The sequence below is a fragment of the Acinetobacter sp. ANC 4636 genome (assembly GCF_054454555.1).
In genome coordinates, this window is the sequence record NZ_JBTKVD010000002.1 from 74,032 (window position 1) to 92,308 (window position 18,277).

An 18,277-nucleotide genomic window follows, 5' to 3' on the forward strand; every position below is an offset into this window, starting at 1 on the left:
CAGTTCGTTTTACCATAAGCAGTCGAATTCGGCTGCTTTTTTTATCATGTCTAAAATTGCTTTAATTTATATGGGTGGAACATTCGGCTGTGTAGGTGAACCCTTAAGCCCAATGCCAGAACATGACTTTTTACCTTGCCTGCATGGCTATTTGCCAGAAAATTTGGCAATAGAATGCTTTGCTGCTCCTGTGATTAAGGACAGTAGCGCCTATACAGCAGTAGACTGGCTCAAACTGGTACAGTTTATTCAACAATTACAACAACAAGACTTCCAGCATTTTGTCGTGATTCACGGCACAGATACTTTAAGTTATGCCAGTGCAGTGTTGGCACGTATGCTCGCCAAATCTTGCCATCTAATTATTACAGGCAGTCAATTCCCGTTACTCACGGTAGATGGCTCAACGATTCGTGAACAGACCGATGCCCGAGACAACCTTTGGTTTGCACTCGAGCATATTTTAAGTGTCGATACAGGCGTATATTTAGCATTCCATCAACAACTATTTCATGGTCGTACAGCACTCAAAGCTCATACTACTGAACTCAATGCCTTTCAGGGTATTCCATCGACACAAGCCATCATACAACAGCAACAGGTCACACACGTTACGGATGCGATGCTACAACGTGCACAAAACCTCAATATTCTAAACTGGATGATGCAGCCGATTGGATTGGAACAGCTCGAACATAACCTCCAGCATGTACTTAGACAGGCACCTGACTTTTTAATTTTACAAGGCTTTGGAACTGGGAACTTGGTGACCAATTCCGCCATTATTGAGCTCTTTCAACAACTCAAACAAAATAACTGTTTGCCTGTACTGACTACACAGGTCACTGCAGGTGGTATTGATCAGCGCTATGCAGTCAGTGCATGGGTCAAAGAAGCACAAATTGCAGTGTCTGATTGTCTAGGTCACGCTGATCTTTATGCCAAATTGCTAGCACTTTATTTGCAGCATGAACAGGCAAACGACTGGTTGAAGCACTGGCATGAATAATACAGAAATGACTCCACAACGCTATGCAATCGGTATTGAGTTTTGTGGCACAGCTTATCGGGGTTGGCAAACACAACAAGCAGGCGTTGCCAGTGTGCAAGAAACCCTCGAGCGTGTCTTAAGTAAAATCGCCAATCATCCTGTTATTGTACACGGTGCTGGACGTACCGATGCAGGTGTACATGCGACCAATATGGTGGCACATTTTGACAGCACAGCGGATCGCGCGGATCGTGGTTGGATAATGGGAGCAAATAGTCAGCTCCCTAAAGACATCTCGATTCAGTGGATTAAACGCATGGATTCAGACTTTCATGCACGATTCAAGGCAATTGCCCGCCGTTATCGCTATGTAGTGTATAACGCCCCTCGTCGGCCTGCATTACTGCACAAGCAGGTAACGCATATTCACCAATCTCTGAATGTTGCCAAAATGGTCGAAGCAGCACAAAAATTTGAAGGGACACATAACTTTGAAACTTTTCGCGCTGCGGCCTGTCAGTCCAATCAACCTGTACGGCACGTCAAACATTGCCGTCTGACCCAGCATGGCGCTTTTCTGATTCTGGATATTCAGGCAGATGGCTTCTTGCATCATATGGTGCGCAACATTGTGGGGTGCTTACTTGAAATTGGGCAGGAGCTCTACCCTGTGGAACACATTGATGTGATGTTCGCCGCAGAAGACCGCAAAGCTGCGGGCATTACCGCCCCAGCGGATGGTTTGTATTTTATTCAGGCGTATTATCCTGAGCAATTTGATTTACCCAAAGTTGCTTTAGGCCCTCAATGGCTCAACTGGACAGAGTGACCAACAGTTCAGTCACGCTGTTTACGTTTGCGGTATTCAATCGGGGTTTCATTGGTCCAACGTTTAAATGCCCGATAAAATGTACTTGGCTCGGCAAAACCTGTCAGGTACACAATTTTCTCAATACTTTCATGCGTATTTGCCAATAGTTTCTTCGCAAGTCGACAGCGATAAGCTGATAATATCTGCTGAAAACTGGTTTGTGCATCATTAAGCAAGGTTCGCAAACGGCGTGGTGTAATTTGTAACTGTGCAGCTACACTTTCGAGTGTGGTTTCCCCTTGCTCTAAAGTTGCACCAATGGCACGGCGTACTTCATCCACCAGATCGTAACGCGCCAATTCCTGTAATTTTTCATTTGCCAGTTGTTCATGCAGTTGTAACAAATCAGGATCGGCTTGCCATAGCGGATGTTTTAAAATCGCAGAATCAAAATACAGTCGGGTTTCTTTTTGCCCAAGGCTGACAGGACATTCATAGACCCGAAAATATTCTTCAGGTGCAGCCCCTTCCTGAAAATCAAAATCAATAAAAATCGGTTGAAACTGCCCTTCAGTCAAGAATTTGAAAAAGCGCAAAACCCCAGACATAGCACACTCAGAAAAATGTCGATTCAGCAGCCGATTGGGGCGAGCTTGTGTTCCATTAGTCAAATAACAACGTCCATTTTCACAGACCAATTGCGCTTGAAAAGCATCACTAATTAAACGTTGATAGGCCAGTGCGCGTTGTAGCCCTTCACCAAAATTTTCGCTACTCATAAACAGATGTTCGATCACTTGCCCACGGTAGAGTGGTAAATACTCACCTAGATGCAACCCGATATCAGGGTCTTGACTCACTTGTTCAGCAGCAAGCCAAAATGCATTTTGTGCACTGACTGGCGTACGCTGATTGGTTTCTAACTGGCTCATGGCAACACCAGCCTGTGTCAGAATTTGCTCTGTTGACAATCCTGCCCGTCTTAATGCCTGATAACCAAGCCGCAATACCACAGAAGCATCCGTTTGCTGACCCACACTTTCACCTTATTTTTATTCCTGTATCGCCAGATTCAGGGTACTGAGGATTGACCAAACTGACAACCAACCAATCCTCTTTTCCAGGAAAAAAGTGTAGACGCATGATTCACTTTTGTTACTTTTAACTTTGTTGTTTTTAGCTACGCTTTATTTGCCTTTATATTGTTTTATTACTTAAATTTGTCTATAATTTGCCCCTTGTTATTTTATTCTTTTAGGTAGGCTATGGCCAATAAAGAGGAACTAATTGAGTTCGAAGGCGTTGTCACCGAAACGCTTCCTAATACCATGTTCCGTGTGCGTTTAGAGAACGGCCATGAAGTGATTGCTCATATTTCAGGCAAAATGCGTAAGCATTACATCCGTATTTTAACGGGTGACCATGTTAAAGTTGAAATGACTCCATATGATTTGACCAAAGGTCGCATCACTTACCGTGCACGTTAAGTATTAGCTGAAGCAAAAAAGCCACAACAATGTGGCTTTTTTTATATGTATTTTTAAAGACAGTATTTTGGATTGTGAAAGCCGTTCAATTTACCATCTGCCTTCAGCTTGTTAAAAACCGCTATATTGCAAGCTACGATGATGAATCAACGATTCTATTCTAAGGATGAGCTTTTACAGCCAATTGCCTTGCACTCGCCTAGACGCTCTCGTAGCCATGAATTACGTTCCTGAGTTTTACGTAGCTGGCATACGGTAAAAATTACCGTTCCGACATTGGACTCACCCGAACAACTTTGATCACGATCTTTGATCCAAACCAGTTGTGAATGTTTTAAAATATTTTTTTGCTGAGTACTGAGTTTACTCTGCAATTCCTGATAATTCTTGTTTAACTCATTATCTGCATTCACATACATTTTATTATTACAATGCACTGCATCATAACTATTACGCACGTGGCCACAATTGTCGGCATGTGCCGCCCATGATAAACCTGCGAGTAAAACGCCTAAAGTCAGTTTAGTTTTCATGATTTTCCCTTCACTTTGTTATATAAACTCTAATTTTTTTATGTTTTGTATCGCAAAAAAGCGCAATCCTGAAGATCGCGCTTTTTATTTTTAAATTTATAAGCTTAAGCTAAAACAGCAACAACTGCTTCGCCCATTGCTTTTGTGCCGACTTTATTCATACCTTCAGACATAATGTCTGCTGTACGCAAGCCTTGATCCAGAACTTGACCTACTGCATCTTCAATGGCTTTTGCTGCTGCTTCTTCACGGAAGGTATAACGTAACATCATCGCAACTGAAAGAATGGTTGCCAATGGATTAGCCAAATCTTTCCCTGCGATATCTGGTGCTGAACCATGACATGGTTCGTACATGCCTTTACCATTTTCATCTAATGATGCAGATGGCAACATGCCAATTGAACCTGTCAACATTGCAGCTTCATCAGATAAGATATCACCAAACAGGTTACCCGTTACAATCACATCAAACTGTTTTGGTGCACGTACCAATTGCATGGCAGCATTATCCACATACATATGTGAAAGCTGGATTTCTGGGTATTCTGCCTCTTTAAGTGCGGTCACAGTTTGTTTCCAAAGCTCTGTCACTTCAAGGACATTGGCTTTATCTACCGAACAGACTTTACCACCACGCAAATTTGCTAATTCAAAAGCAACTTTAGCAATACGTTTAATTTCAGATTCTGAATAAACGTCAGTGTTATAACCTTGTTTTTCGCCATTTTCCAGTTCACGAATCCCGCGTGGCTGACCAAAATAGATCCCGCCAGTCAATTCACGAACAATGAGAATGTCCAGACCCGCCACAATTTCAGGTTTCAAGCTTGAAGCACCTGCCAATTGTGGATACAAAATCGCTGGGCGCAAGTTTGCAAATAGGTTCAGTTCACTACGGATTTTAAGCAAACCACGTTCTGGGCGAATTGAACGTTCAATGCTGTCCCATTTTGGCCCGCCGACTGCACCAAGTAAAATTGCATCGGCTTTTTGTGCCTGAGCGCTGGTTACGGCTGGATACGGTTCGCCATGTGCATCAATCGCTGCACCACCAAGCAAGCCATGTTCCCAAGTTAAACCCAAATTGAATTTTGTATTGACTGTATTCAGTACAGTTTCTGCTGCTGCGACAATCTCAGGTCCGATCCCATCGCCCGCTAAAATTAAAATATGTTTAGACATACACTATTCCATTTATTCCCACGACTGTCGTTTTTTAAACAGCCCAGTTAAAATTTTTGTTCAACAAATTCGCCTAAACCTGTCAGCACATTGTAGGGCTTACAAAAACGGCGAATTGGACGTTGATCTTGTAATAACACCACACATAGCGGATCGGGTGCTGAGACACTCAGCAAACTCCCCGCTTGTTTGGTGCGGTTTCGGTACATCTTGAAGGTATAGCTTGTGTTCGGTTTAAAATGATGAATTACACTGATTCGCTCTGCACGATCCATCGAAATTGGATAAAAGCGAATGACCACTTCATGCTGTCGATCAGGTACGGTTAAAAACAAGGCATTGTTATAGCCTGTCGTTTTACTATTTAAACGCACATAACCTTTTTTAATGGCTTCGTAATTCACCAAATGTGTGGTGTCATCCACAATCTGAATGCTATCAAAACGTTCAAATTCACAATTGACTGTTCCTGTACAGTACAGTTTGACATTGGCAGGTCGTTGCTCAGGGGCAATAAACTTGATTGCCATCGTATCGACCGCCTGATGCGTATGTTGACATGCACTCAGCAACACCGCACAAAACCCCCAGAAAGCACTTCGACCGATGTTTTTTAGCATTTGAATGGCCCAACCTTTTGCCGATCAGCAGATTGAATTACATAAAATAATTCGATATGTTAGCAATAGTTGAGCCTTCGCGCCATGCTTCATGTCACGACTCAGCCGTGTAAATCTTGAAAAACCCAAGGACGTGCCTGTTTGGTTTTTGCTTCATATTCACGGATCAAGTCAGCATCTTGTAAAGTCAAACCAATATCATCAAAACCATTCAATAAACAGTGTTTGCGAAATGGGTCAATTTCAAAAGTAAACGCTTGACCTGACGGCGTACGCACTTCTTGTGCTGCCAAATCAACGGTTAACTGATAACCTTCTGTTGCCGCACATTCTTTGAAAAGCTGCTCAATAATTTCTTCAGGCAAAATGACTGGTAACATGCCATTTTTAAAGCAGTTATTAAAGAAAATATCGGCAAAGCTTGGTGCAATCACGGTACGGAAACCATATTCGCTCAATGCCCAAGGTGCATGTTCACGGCTTGAACCACAACCAAAGTTAGTACGCGCAATTAAAATGCTTGCACCCTGATAACGTGGCTGGTTCAACACGAAGTCTGGATTTTTAGGGCGTTTGCTGATGTCTTGTCCCAAATAACCTTCATCTAAATAACGAAGCTCATCGAACAAGTTGTCACCAAATCCTGTACGTTTAATCGATTTCAAAAACTGTTTTGGAATGATCAAGTCGGTATCGACATTGGCACGGTCTAAAGGTGCAACGATACCCTGTTCAACTGTATACGCTTTCATATGCGACTCCCTTAGAATGTACGAACATCAACGAAATGACCCGCGATCGCTGCTGCTGCTGCCATCGCTGGACTAACCAAATGGGTACGCCCGCCATTGCCCTGACGACCTTCAAAGTTACGGTTTGAAGTCGAAGCACAGTGTTCTCCTGGTTGCAACTTGTCAGCATTCATTGCTAAACACATTGAGCAACCTGGTTCACGCCATTCAAAGCCTGCTTCAACAAAGATTTTGTCCAAACCTTCCGCTTCGGCTTGCTGTTTAACCAAACCAGAACCCGGTACGATCATGGCTTGCTTAATGCTTGCTGCAACTTTACGGCCTTTGATAACTTCTGCCGCAGCACGAATGTCTTCAATACGTGAGTTGGTACATGAACCAATGAATACGCGATCCAACTGGATATCAGCCAAAGCCTGACCTGCGGTTAAACCCATATATTGATACGCACGTGTCCAGTCTTTGCGCTGTACGTCATCTTTCGCCTGTTCTAATGTTGGAACTGCTTGTGATACAGCAACCACCATTTCAGGAGAAGTACCCCAAGATACTTGCGGCTCGATCTCTTCGCCTTTTAACACGATAACGGTATCAAACTGTGCATCATCATCGGAATGTAAAGTATTCCAGTAAGCCACTGCTTTGTCCCAGTCTGCGCCTTTAGGTGCATACGGGCGGTCTTTCACATACTCAATGGTTTTGTCATCAACAGCGACCATGCCCACGCGAGCACCAGCCTCGATGGCCATGTTACACACGGTCATACGACCTTCAATCGACATGTCACGGAAGACCTGACCGCCGAACTCAATCGCATGGCCTGTACCGCCTGCTGTACCGATTTTTCCGATAATCGCTAACACGACATCTTTTGAGGTCACGCCTTTGCCCAACTGACCATCGACACGCACCAACATATTTTTCATTTTCTTTTGAACCAAGCATTGGGTCGCCAATACATGTTCAACTTCTGATGTCCCAATCCCGTGTGCCAAACAACCAAATGCACCATGAGTTGCTGTATGCGAGTCACCACAGACTACGGTCATGCCTGGCAAAGTCAAACCTTGCTCTGGCCCAACGACATGCGCAATACCTTGGCGGATGTCATTAATGTCAAACTCGACAATGTTAAATGTCTTACAGTTGTCATCGAGGGTTTGTACCTGAATACGAGAAGTATCGTCTTCAATCCCTGCAACGCCCCGTTCACGCTCTTTTTTTGAGGTTGGTACGTTATGGTCAGGCGTTGCCACATTGGCACTTAAACGCCACGGCTGACGACCTGCAAGTTGTAAACCTTCAAATGCTTGTGGTGAGGTCACTTCATGCAATAAATGACGGTCGATGTAAATTAAACTCGAACCATCATCACGTTGCTTCACCAAATGGTCATCCCACAACTTGTCATATAATGTCTTGCCTGCCATGTCGACGCGCTCCATTGGACATTGGGTAATTAAATCTTCTATTTTCATTATAGGCACTGTTTTGCATAAATCTAATTTATCATTTTTATAGATCAATAAACTTTTTGGAATAAGTCAATCTCTACTGTGATAGCGGCTACTACAATTTGAACATTATCAACAATCATCATGCCCATGCTGCAAATTCAATCTAAACCCATCTGGACGTATTCTATTTTTATGATGAAAGGTCTTCATCCATAAGTGCTGTAGAATAAGGCTATAGCAGCCCTGTATAACATAGGCAACCTATCAAGCAGCATTTTAGCCATAACTAACATGAGTGATGCAGAATATGCCACAGGTACAATCGAACAAGTTTCCTATTTGCCTTGTTTTAGCATACTATAAGTAAAAATATATACGCGGCTTTCTATAATTCTAAAATCATGCTGAAATAAAAATACTCTATATTTTTCTTAAATATAAAACCACGTGTTCCTTAGGAAATCGCATATGAATCTCGCTGCTTTTGAAGCTTTTATTAAAGTCATGGAAACAGGCTCGATTTCCTTGGCAGCCGATCAACTGTTTATTACTCAACCTGCTGTGACCAAACGTATTCACTGTTTAGAAGAGTATTTTGGGGTAACGCTATTTGAATCGGCAGGTCGTGGCATTCAGCCAACGCACACTGCGTATGCACTGTTGCCCAAAGTCAAAACTTGGCTGAATGAGCTCGGGGAAATGCACCATACTCTCAGTCATCAGCAAAGCAAAGTACAGGGGCGACTCAAAATAGGTACTAGCCATCATATTGGACTACACCACTTACCCCATCACTTAAAGCACTATGTACAGCAATACCCAGATGTCACTCTGGATGTGCATTTTGTCGACTCAGAACAGGCACATGAGCAGGTACTCGCAGGCGATTTGGAACTGGCTTTTTTAACCTTACCACCACAACTGGATGAACGCTTGCATTACCAACCCATCTGGAATGATCCTTTGGTATTTGTGGCGGCACCCTTTCATCCATTGGCGCATAAGCAGCAGCTCACACTCGAAGATTTAATGCGCTATCCAAGCCTACTGCCTGCGGCAAAAACCTATACCAGTCAAATTACCCTTGCTGCATTTGAGAAACAAGGGCTTAAACCCAAAGTCAGCATGAGTAACAATCCATTAGAATCTATCCGCATGCTAGTTTCGATTGGGCTAGGCTGGTCAGTATTGCCACTGACATTGGTCAATCAGGATTTACAACGACTCTCTTTGGAAATCGATATGCAGCGCCAATTGGGTCTGGTCTGGCATCCAGCACGCACGCAGTCACGCGCCATGCAGGCACTGATTGAAATGATGCAAAAACCATAAGTCTTTCAAATCACATCACGTATTTGGGTCATAAATTTATGAAAAATTATCTTTTACTCAAAGCGCAAAAAATCATGAAAGTATGCCTTTTCAGCGTGGCGTGTGTTTTTCTACTTATTTTAATGTTGATAAAACCGATGCGGGTGGCATTGGCTCACGAGCTCCCATTTTTATCTTGTCAGGGAAATGTCTGTGTCGATGACCCGCAGCAGCAAGACAAAGCTCAAAAACTATATAATCAGGCAATACAAGAAACACAACGTCAGGTGGGTAACTTTCATTCTCGCCCGACCATGGTGTTTTGTTCTATAGGAAAGTGTGCAGAAACTTTTGGAATGGAAAAAGCTGCCGCCAAAGCTGTCGGGAACTTAGGCACCGTCATTGCTCCACGAGGTTGGCAAGAATTTTATATTGTCCACGAACTGATTCACGACAGACAAGCCGAAGAATGGGGTAACCTTGCCATGCTGACCAAACCCAAATGGTTAATCGAAGGGATGGCATATACGCTAAGCAACGATCCACGCCCGAAACTTTCCCCACCTTTTGAACAATGGCGTATTGAATTTAAAAGCTGGTATCGATACCACCATCAAGATTTATGGCAAGCCAGTAAAAAAGTTAAATCAGACTAATATTGCTTAATCAGTCTGATCGTAGCTCATTCTCGCCTGTTCCAACTCGATTGGATACTTTCTAATTTAGATTGACCAGTCCTGAATTTCCCAAGACTGTTCTTTTGCAAGTTTTTCCAGACGGTCATCAGGATTAACTGCGATCGCATGGGTGGCATATTCAAGCAAGAAACGGTCATTAATTGAATCTGAGTATGCCCAAGACTCGTCTACCTCACGACCATCTAACCACTGCGCTAAACGAATCAATTTACCTTGCTGATAACATGCTGTACCTGCGACTTTGCCTGTGTATTGTCCGTCTTTCACTTCAGCATTGGTGGCTATAATTTCAGTGATACCAAACTCATGAAAAATCGGAGCCGTAATAAAGTCGCTGGTTGCCGTAATCCCGACAATCGCATGTCCTAAATCTTTATGCTTCTGAATCGCATCAAAGCCTTTTTGACGCATTTGTGGGCGAATGACTTTTTGCATAAACAGCTGATGCAAATCAGTTAAATACTGATTTGAATGTTTGGTCAAAAACTGAAATACAAATTCATTGTATGCAATCGGGTCAAGCTGCCCTGCTTTGTAGTCATCATAAAACTTATCATTCATTTGGCGATGATGCACGGGATCAACCAAGCCTTCATTCACTAAAAACTCACCCCAAGAATGGTCTGAGTCGGTATTTAACAGGGTATGATCAAGATCAAATAAAGCCAATTTCATGGAAATTCTCGTTAAAACTGAAAATTAAAGCAAAAAAATGTAAATCAGTTGCCGCTAATGCAAAGAAATTCGTTAAGATCATAGCAATTTTTAACAATATTCTGAGGTCTTTTTTTGTGTTGGATGCACAAATTTTGCCATCCCCGAAATAAAGACAATAAGATCTAACAAATTTAGGTAGCCAAATGATCGACTCTGAAGGTTTCCGACCCAATGTCGGGATCATTTTGGCAAACGAATATGGACAAGTGTTATGGGCAAAACGCATTGGACACAATGCATGGCAGTTTCCGCAAGGTGGTATCCAGACTGGAGAATCTCCTGAACAAGCGTTATACCGTGAGCTAAGAGAAGAAGTTGGCTTATTGCCAGAACACGTCCAAATCATTGCGCAAACCAAAGGCTGGTTGCGTTACCGTTTGCCACACCGATACATTCGCGCGGGCACAGACCCTGTGTGTATCGGTCAAAAACAGAAATGGTTTTTATTAAAGCTGACTGCATCAGCCCACAATATTCAGTTGGATCTCGCCGACCCACCTGAGTTTGATGAATGGCAATGGGTCAGTTATTGGTATCCATTAGGACAAGTCATCAACTTTAAACGAGATGTTTACCGAAAAGCCATGACTGAATTATGTAGCCAGTTACCCCACTAAAAAATAATTGAAAAAAGAATTTTTTAGTGAATGCTTTTCTCGTGGGTGGCTGCTATAAATAAATTAATAATTACTTATTATATAAATTGTTTTGGGAGTATGTAGTTATGTCGAACATGCAATTAGACACGCTCCGACGCATTGTCCAAGAGGTCAATGCAGCCGTGAGTTTGCATGAGTCATTAGACATTATGGTCAATCAGATTTCTGTGGCTATGGATGTCGATGTGTGTTCGATTTATTTACTCGATGAACGTAACCAGCGCTATGTCCTTATGGCAACTAAAGGCTTAAATCCCGAATCTGTTGGCAGTGTATCATTACAGGTCGGCGAAGGTCTGGTCGGTCTGGTTGGACAACGCGAAGAGATCGTGAACCTTGACAATGCTGCACAACATGAGCGTTACGCGTATTTCCCCGAAACAGGCGAAGAAATTTATAATTCATTTTTAGGTGTTCCTGTCATGTATCGCCGCAAGGTGATGGGTGTACTGGTGGTACAAAATGTAGAATCACAAGATTTTAGTGAAGCTGCTGAGTCGTTCTTGGTCACCCTATGCGCGCAGCTTTCAGGCGTAATTGCCCATGCACATGCAGTCGGGAACATTGATGTATTTCGTAAGCCAAGTAATATCTCCAATTACAAAACCTTCCAAGGCGTCTCAGGTGCAGGCGGTGTAGCTTTAGGTCGCGCCATTATTTTGTATCCTGCGGCAGATTTATCCTCTGTGCCTGAGCGTGAAGCTGAGAGCATTCCCGATGAACTCAAGCTACTTGATCATGCCGTTGCTAATGTTCGCAGTGAAATTCAGTCACTTGATGAAAAAATGCAAGATTCACTCATGTCGGAAGAACGTGCGCTGTTTAGTGTGTTCTTACGCATGCTGGATGAAAATGCCTTACCTGCAGAAATTAAAGAACTGATTCGCGATGGAAATTGGGCACAAGGTGCGGTCAAAAAAGTCATCGACAAACATATTGCCTTGTTTGCGCAAATGGAAGATGACTATTTGCGTGAACGGGTGTCCGACCTTAAAGACTTAGGGCGACGTATTTTAGCCTCATTGCAAGAAGCCGATGCTGGTCATCGCGAACTCAGCTCAGACAGTATTTTAATTGGTGATGAAATCAGTACCGCAGCACTGGTTGAACTACCAATGGATAAAATCGCAGCAATTGTGACAAGTGAAGGTGCTGCAAATTCACATATGGTCATTGTCGCGCGTGCTTTAGGTATTCCAACTGTTGTCGGTGTCACAGAATTACCGATCAACACCATTGATGATGTCGAGATGATTGTTGACGCGTATCAGGGACGGGTTTTTGTCAATCCGCCACGTCGCCTGCGTCAGCGCTACAAAGAAATTCAAAAAGAAGAAGAGCAGATCGCCAAAGATCTGAAACAGTACGAAACTAAGGAGACCATTACGCCTGATGGTGTTCCTGTTCTGTTATTTGTCAATACAGGTCTGATGATTGATGTGGTTCGTGGCGTACAGCGTGGCGCTAAAGGTGTCGGGCTGTATCGCTCTGAAATTCCATTTATGCTACGTGATCGCTTCCCTGGCGAAGAAGAGCAACGGGCCATTTATCGGCAACAGCTCAGTCACTTTGCCAACAAACCTGTCACCATGCGCACCCTAGACATTGGCGCAGATAAAGACCTGCCTTACTTCAGCATAGATGAAGAAAACTCGGCACTGGGCTGGCGTGGGTTGCGTTTTACCCTTGACCATCCTGAAATTTTCTCGGCGCAAATTCGTGCCATGCTCAAAGCCAGTATTGGCTTAAATAACCTGCATATTTTACTGCCAATGGTCACCAGTGTCAGTGAAGTTGAAGAAGTGTTGTACCTACTTGAGCGCGACTGGGTCGCAGTTCAGGAAGAAGAGCAGGTCAAAATCAACAAGCCAAAAATTGGGATTATGGTAGAAGTGCCAAGTGTCCTCTTGCAAATCGATGAGTTTGCACCACTGGTGGATTTCTTCTCAGTCGGTTCAAATGACTTGATTCAGTATTTACTCGCTGTTGACCGCAACAACCCGCATGTCTCAAGTGTATATTCACATTTTCACCCTGCAATTTTACGAGCGCTATGTCGTTTGGTTAAAGAGTGTCACAAGTACGAAAAACCAATCAGTATTTGTGGGGAAATGGCGGGAGATCCTTTATCAGCGATTTTGCTGATGGCGATGGGTTTCAATACCTTATCGATGAGCTCAAGTAATATTTTGCGGGTACGTAAAGCGATTTGTCATGTGCCGATGAGTGATGCACAGGAATTATTAGATCATGTTTTACAACTGAATAATCCGTTACTGATTAAGAGTTGGTTAGAATATTATTTTAGAAATCATGGTCTTGCAGATATGGTTAAAACTAATCGTCTGGTCAATGTCTAATTTTTAGCAAAACTGCATGTCAAACAGGCATAAAAAAGGGCGATAATCTTCAGAATATCGCCCTTTTTTGTGTTTGCTATAGCCTCGTTTCGCATTTTTCTTTCGATCAACAAACACCTGACTCTGATTGAACTCATGCATGTGTTTTGCCACCAGATTATTAATCACAACTTCTGGCTGTTGCTTGCGTTTTGCCATTCAATTTACCTCTATGACTCTACTTTTTTTTGCGCTTTGCGGGCTAAATTTAACACAAATTACCCTGAGCATTGTAAATAATTACTTCTCTACAATGTGCCTGAAAAAACTTCTGATGCTCCATAAAAAATGCCAGTTATGATCACTGGCATTTTTTACAAAAACAATTCAGACTTATTTTTTCACATCAAAGCGGTCGGCATTCATGACTTTATTCCACGCTGCAATAAAGTCATGCACAAATTTTTCCTTGTTATCGTCCTGTGCATAAACTTCTGCATAAGAACGCAAAATCGAATTTGAACCGAATACCAAATCAACGCGGGTGGCTGTCCATTTGACTGCACCAGTTTTACGATCGCGAATTTCGTACAGGTTTTTACCTACAGGTTTCCATGTATTTTCCATGTCGGTCAAATTCACAAAGAAATCATTGCTCAAGACCCCGACACGATCAGTAAATACGCCTTCTTTCGCGCCCGCATAGTTGGTTCCAAGTACACGCATTCCACCGATCAACACCGTCATTTCAGGGGCAGTCAACCCCATCAACTGAGTACGATCCAGCAACATTTCTTCAGGTTGAACTGCATATTCCTGTTTTAACCAGTTACGGTAGCCATCGTGTTTTGGCTCTAAATCGGCAAATGAATACTCATCGGTCTGTTCTTGAGTCGCATCACCACGCCCTGAGGTAAATGGCACTTTGACAGCAAAGCCCGCCTCTTGTGCAGCTTTTTCGACCGCTGCGGTACCACCCAAAACGATCAGATCGGCAATACTGACTTTTTTGCTCAAACTCGCCTGAATTTCTTCGAGTTTTGCCAAGACTTTGTGTAATCGTTCTGGTTCATTTCCAACCCAGTCTTTTTGTGGTGACAAACGGATGCGTGCACCATTGGCACCACCACGAAAATCAGAGCCACGATAAGTTCGTGCGCTGCCCCATGCGGTATTAATTAATTCGCTACGGGTTAAACCGCTGTTGAGTAATTTAGCTTTTAACTCATCAATTTCTGCTTCAGTTAAAGTGTAATCAACACTTGGTACAGGGTCTTGCCAGATCAAATCTTCTGCTGGCACATCTGCACCCAGATAACGAGTTTTCGGTCCCATGTCGCGATGGGTCAATTTAAACCATGCTCGCGCAAAGACTTCAGCAAAATAAGCAGGATCATGATAAAAGCGTTCCGCAATTTTACGGTATTCAGGATCCATTTTGAGTGCCATATCGGCATCGGTCATAATCGGATTACGGCGCACATTTGGGTTATGAGCATCAACAGGCTTATCTTGTTCTTTAATATTGATCGGTTCCCATTGATGTGCACCCGCTGGGCTTTTACGTTGCTCCCAATCATAAGTAAACAGCAGATAAAAGAATTCATTATCCCATTTGGTTGGATGGGTTGTCCAAGCACCTTCTATCCCACTAACCATGGTATTGCAGCCATTGCCTGTGCCTTCAGGGTTATGCCAGCCTAGCCCCTGAAATTCGACGTCAGCAGCTTCAGTATTGGCGCCTAACAATTCAGCTTTGCCATTACCATGGGCTTTACCCACCGTATGCCCACCTGCGGTTAAAGCCACGGTTTCTTCGTCATTCATTGCCATACGGTCAAACGTAGTGCGCATATCCTGTGCAGTTTTTAATGGATCAGGATGACCATCCACTCCTTCTGGATTGACATAAATCAATCCCATCTGTACCGAAGCCAGAGGGTTTTCCAGTGTTGTGCGGTCTTGATCATCGTCATAACGGTTTTTGGTGGCATCCAGCCATTTACGTTCTTCGCCCCAATAAATGTCTTTTTCAGGGTGCCAGATATCTAAACGACCACCGCCAAAGCCAAAGGTTTTTAGACCAGCAACTTCATAGGCAACCGTTCCTGCGAGAACAATCAGGTCACCCCAGGAAATTTTATTGCCATATTTTCTTTTGATCGGCCAGAGTAACCGACGACCTTTATCGGTATTGACGTTATCAGGCCAACTGTTCAATGGAGCAAAGCGCTGGTTGCCTGTATTGGCTCCACCACGTCCGTCCTGCTTGCGATAAGTTCCCGCCAAATGCCATGCGGTACGTACCATCATGCCGATGTAACTACCATAATCCGAAGGCCACCAATCCTGACTGCTATTGATTAAATCTCTTAAATCTTTTTTTACTGCGTCAAGATCAAGCTGTGCAAAAGCTGCAGCATAATCAAAATCAGGATCCATCGGATTGGTTTTTTTATCGTGCTGAGAAAGAATGTCTAAATTGAGCGAATTTGGCCACCAATCTGTATTTGAGCTGGCTAACGATGTATTTGCACCGTGTGCAAATGGGCACTTCCCTGTTGAAGCTTGTGATTTCTTATCCATTTCTAATCTCCGAATTCAATAACCTGGTTTGATTATTGTTTCAATGTTTTTAGCTATTCTACGTTTATCAAGATAGCGGTTTTTTTATTCCAGCTAAAGCTGATTTAACTAATCAAAACAATCGAAATCTTCTATTTAAACCAAACAAATAAAAGGATGAACAAGGAGCGCTTTTGCTAGGAACTGAACTCATTGCTTCGTATACAAAAAATGATTTTTTATTGAGAGATCGTCTTACGGCGACATTACGATCAGGTCGAGTTTTTTGTTGATATGGCTTGCATGCGCTACTCATGCCAATCGTAAAATCATGCAAAATACTTTAAGAAAATCAAAAAATAGAATAAATACTCAGGCTAAAAATGATATGAAAAACATCCTTCAGCAACATGACATCATCTTATTTGATACGATTGGCGTAACCTGTAATGACTGTGGCTAGGTAGTATTTACATTCGAGAAAAGCGATCGTTATATTTTTGGAACATTCAATTCATGAACCCTAAACTACAACTCCAAAACACACAACGTCTGATCCAGTATAGTCTTGCTGCGCTTTGGATCTATCAAGGTCTGATTCCCAAAGTTTTATTTCAATCTGCTGGCGAAATTCAGATCTGGCAGTCTATCGGCTTTGAGCCAACACTCGCGAAAATCTGTGTGGCACTCTCAGGTCTGGTCGAAATTCTGTTTGGTGCTACATTTTTGCTGTGGCATACAAGCCGTATTGTGCATCGACTCAATATTGTTGGACTCGCTGGATTATTGCTACTAATTACAATGACAGACCCGTCTCAACTCAGCAGTGCATTTAACCCTGTGATCATGAATAGTGCCATGATCATTCTGTCTATTGTTGCTCTGCAACTTTTAGATTTAAATCAAACACTAACCTAAAAAACTAAACCAGCATACGACGCCCTTCCTTAATACAATAAAAAGGATTCATAAGTTTGGAAGAATGTTTAATCGCATATTCTAAATGGGCTTCAGGCTCATCCCGTTGTTCATCGGTGAGCTGAAAAGTGCGGTAGTGAATCGCCAAAGAACGCTGAGCATGTAAATCACCATGTGCTTTTAATGCATCTTGTGGGTTCATATGCATATAATGCAAAACATGGCGAGGTTCATATGCACCTATTGGCAATAAAGCGATACGTGGCGCGCCAAAACGAGCATGGATCTGTTTAAAATGTCCTGCATAGCCTGTATCTCCTGCAAAAAAACAATACTGCTTACGCAACTTTAAACAAAATCCCCCCCACAAAGCACGATTCTGATCACGCAGCCCCCGCCCTGAGCCATGCTGAGCAGGCGTGTAAACAATCTCAAAATCATCCAGTTGTACCGACTGCCACCAGTCAAGTTCAATCACATGAAAAAATTTTGGCAAATACCAAGCATTGCCCAGTCCAGTGTAAATCGGCATATTAAAACGCTTATGCAGCCAATTTAGCGTGGCTAAATCCATATGGTCATAATGATTATGACTCAACAATACTGCGTGAATATGCGGTAATTGCTCCAAAGCAATCCCGGCAGGACAAACCCGACGTGGCCCAGAACCTTGTTTATGGCTAGCAAACTCAGCCCAAACGGGATCTGTCAGGAAATTATACGGGCCTATCTGAATCAGCACTGTCGCATGCCCAACAAACCAGACTTTCCACTGGTTCAGATCCGCATTGGGTTGATCATGTGGCAACTCCCGAGTAACCGAGCTGAATTGTTGAAACTCATGATCACGGTTAACATTCCAAGTCAATGCACGGCGCGTTGCTAGCCATTTGAATAGACTAAACTTAATCCCTTGTGGTTCTGGTGTTTGATTATGAAATTGTCCTGCATGAAACTGTGGTGACTCAAAATCCAGCTTCGGCTGCAAGAAAGTATGCGGCCAACAATTTTGAGTTGGCAATTCATAGTGCAATGCTGTTGTTCTATCCATAGGGCTTACAATATAAAAAATGAATCTGTCTGCTGTGCCACATTGTCAATATATCCTCTACCCGATACAGAGGAAACAGGTTTGAGAGAATTGTTGAAAATTTATTCTGCCCTAGATCATATACAGGGTTTAAATCAATTTTTCTTTTTATTTTTGTATTGTTTTCTACATTTCAAACGCAGCG

The 18,277-nt window shown here is 42.9% G+C and carries 18 protein-coding genes; 8 read left to right on the forward strand and 10 right to left on the reverse strand.

The window, feature by feature from the left end; all coding sequences use genetic code 11:
- Positions 1-46 precede the first annotated feature (46 nt).
- Together ACX1N5_RS02505 and truA are read left to right on the forward strand one after the other, a co-directional pair.
- Positions 47-1,009 (forward strand): asparaginase domain-containing protein, encoded by a 963-nt coding sequence (locus ACX1N5_RS02505; protein ID WP_458799734.1) that lies wholly within the window; start codon positions 47-49, stop codon positions 1,007-1,009.
- 7 nt (positions 1,010-1,016) lie between these two features.
- On the forward strand, positions 1,017-1,820 hold the full coding sequence (gene truA, locus ACX1N5_RS02510; protein WP_458799865.1) for a tRNA pseudouridine(38-40) synthase TruA: 804 nt from the start codon (positions 1,017-1,019) through the stop codon (positions 1,818-1,820).
- A gap of 8 nt (positions 1,821-1,828) precedes the next feature.
- Here the strand turns inward: truA and ACX1N5_RS02515 are convergent, their stop codons facing one another.
- Entirely contained in the window at positions 1,829-2,839 is a 1,011-nt protein-coding gene (locus ACX1N5_RS02515) for an AraC family transcriptional regulator (protein WP_458799732.1), read from the reverse strand.
- A 228-nt stretch (positions 2,840-3,067) separates the two neighbouring features.
- On the opposite strand from ACX1N5_RS02515, the gene infA reads away from it, so the two are divergent.
- On the forward strand, positions 3,068-3,289 hold the full coding sequence (gene infA, locus ACX1N5_RS02520; RefSeq protein ID WP_004754324.1) for a translation initiation factor IF-1: 222 nt from the start codon (positions 3,068-3,070) through the stop codon (positions 3,287-3,289).
- 155 nt (positions 3,290-3,444) lie between these two features.
- Here infA and ACX1N5_RS02525 read toward each other — a convergent pair whose 3' ends face one another.
- The 5 genes from ACX1N5_RS02525 to leuC all read right to left on the reverse strand — a co-directional run bounded on the left by ACX1N5_RS02525 (position 3,445) and on the right by leuC (position 7,808).
- Entirely contained in the window at positions 3,445-3,822 is a 378-nt protein-coding gene (locus ACX1N5_RS02525) for a lysozyme inhibitor LprI family protein (RefSeq protein ID WP_131379472.1), read from the reverse strand.
- A gap of 104 nt (positions 3,823-3,926) precedes the next feature.
- Entirely contained in the window at positions 3,927-5,006 is a 1,080-nt protein-coding gene (leuB, locus tag ACX1N5_RS02530; protein WP_045792516.1) for a 3-isopropylmalate dehydrogenase, read from the reverse strand.
- Between the two features lie 47 nt (positions 5,007-5,053).
- The gene (locus ACX1N5_RS02535) at positions 5,054-5,626 is read right to left on the reverse strand and encodes a hypothetical protein (protein ID WP_004754329.1); all 573 of its coding nucleotides are present in this window, start codon (positions 5,624-5,626) and stop codon (positions 5,054-5,056) included.
- A gap of 101 nt (positions 5,627-5,727) precedes the next feature.
- Positions 5,728-6,378, reverse strand: a complete 651-nt coding sequence (leuD, locus tag ACX1N5_RS02540) for a 3-isopropylmalate dehydratase small subunit (RefSeq protein WP_458799729.1) — start codon at positions 6,376-6,378, stop codon at positions 5,728-5,730.
- Positions 6,379-6,389: 11 nt separating this feature from the next.
- Complete coding sequence (leuC, locus tag ACX1N5_RS02545) at positions 6,390-7,808, reverse strand: 3-isopropylmalate dehydratase large subunit (protein ID WP_116726750.1); 1,419 nt, start codon at positions 7,806-7,808, stop codon at positions 6,390-6,392.
- Between the two features lie 495 nt (positions 7,809-8,303).
- On the opposite strand from leuC, the gene ACX1N5_RS02550 reads away from it, so the two are divergent.
- Positions 8,304-9,167: a LysR family transcriptional regulator gene (locus ACX1N5_RS02550; RefSeq protein WP_458799727.1), complete on the forward strand. Its 864-nt coding sequence runs from the start codon at positions 8,304-8,306 to the stop codon at positions 9,165-9,167.
- Between the two features lie 38 nt (positions 9,168-9,205).
- Positions 9,206-9,802: a hypothetical protein gene (locus ACX1N5_RS02555; RefSeq protein WP_131379480.1), complete on the forward strand. Its 597-nt coding sequence runs from the start codon at positions 9,206-9,208 to the stop codon at positions 9,800-9,802.
- 66 nt (positions 9,803-9,868) lie between these two features.
- Here ACX1N5_RS02555 and ACX1N5_RS02560 read toward each other — a convergent pair whose 3' ends face one another.
- Positions 9,869-10,519 (reverse strand): HAD family hydrolase, encoded by a 651-nt coding sequence (locus tag ACX1N5_RS02560; RefSeq protein WP_458799725.1) that lies wholly within the window; start codon positions 10,517-10,519, stop codon positions 9,869-9,871.
- A gap of 185 nt (positions 10,520-10,704) precedes the next feature.
- Between ACX1N5_RS02560 and ACX1N5_RS02565 the strand changes: the two genes are divergently transcribed.
- Both ACX1N5_RS02565 and ptsP read left to right on the forward strand, forming a co-directional pair.
- Entirely contained in the window at positions 10,705-11,178 is a 474-nt protein-coding gene (locus ACX1N5_RS02565) for an RNA pyrophosphohydrolase (protein WP_004754341.1), read from the forward strand.
- Positions 11,179-11,285: 107 nt separating this feature from the next.
- Positions 11,286-13,580 (forward strand): phosphoenolpyruvate--protein phosphotransferase, encoded by a 2,295-nt coding sequence (ptsP, locus tag ACX1N5_RS02570; RefSeq protein ID WP_458799723.1) that lies wholly within the window; start codon positions 11,286-11,288, stop codon positions 13,578-13,580.
- Between the two features lie 3 nt (positions 13,581-13,583).
- Here the strand turns inward: ptsP and ACX1N5_RS02575 are convergent, their stop codons facing one another.
- Both ACX1N5_RS02575 and katG read right to left on the reverse strand, forming a co-directional pair.
- Positions 13,584-13,778 carry a DUF7230 family protein gene (locus ACX1N5_RS02575; protein WP_131388565.1) on the reverse strand — a complete coding sequence of 65 codons (195 nt, stop codon included), beginning with the start codon at positions 13,776-13,778 and terminating at the stop codon, positions 13,584-13,586.
- A gap of 174 nt (positions 13,779-13,952) precedes the next feature.
- Complete coding sequence (gene katG / locus ACX1N5_RS02580; protein ID WP_458799721.1) at positions 13,953-16,145, reverse strand: catalase/peroxidase HPI; 2,193 nt, start codon at positions 16,143-16,145, stop codon at positions 13,953-13,955.
- Positions 16,146-16,640: 495 nt separating this feature from the next.
- On the opposite strand from katG, the gene ACX1N5_RS02585 reads away from it, so the two are divergent.
- Positions 16,641-17,042 carry a DoxX-like family protein gene (locus tag ACX1N5_RS02585; RefSeq protein WP_458799719.1) on the forward strand — a complete coding sequence of 134 codons (402 nt, stop codon included), beginning with the start codon at positions 16,641-16,643 and terminating at the stop codon, positions 17,040-17,042.
- Positions 17,043-17,046: 4 nt separating this feature from the next.
- Here the strand turns inward: ACX1N5_RS02585 and ACX1N5_RS02590 are convergent, their stop codons facing one another.
- Positions 17,047-18,093 (reverse strand): MBL fold metallo-hydrolase, encoded by a 1,047-nt coding sequence (locus tag ACX1N5_RS02590; protein ID WP_458799717.1) that lies wholly within the window; start codon positions 18,091-18,093, stop codon positions 17,047-17,049.
- Between the last annotated feature and the right edge of the window lie 184 nt (positions 18,094-18,277).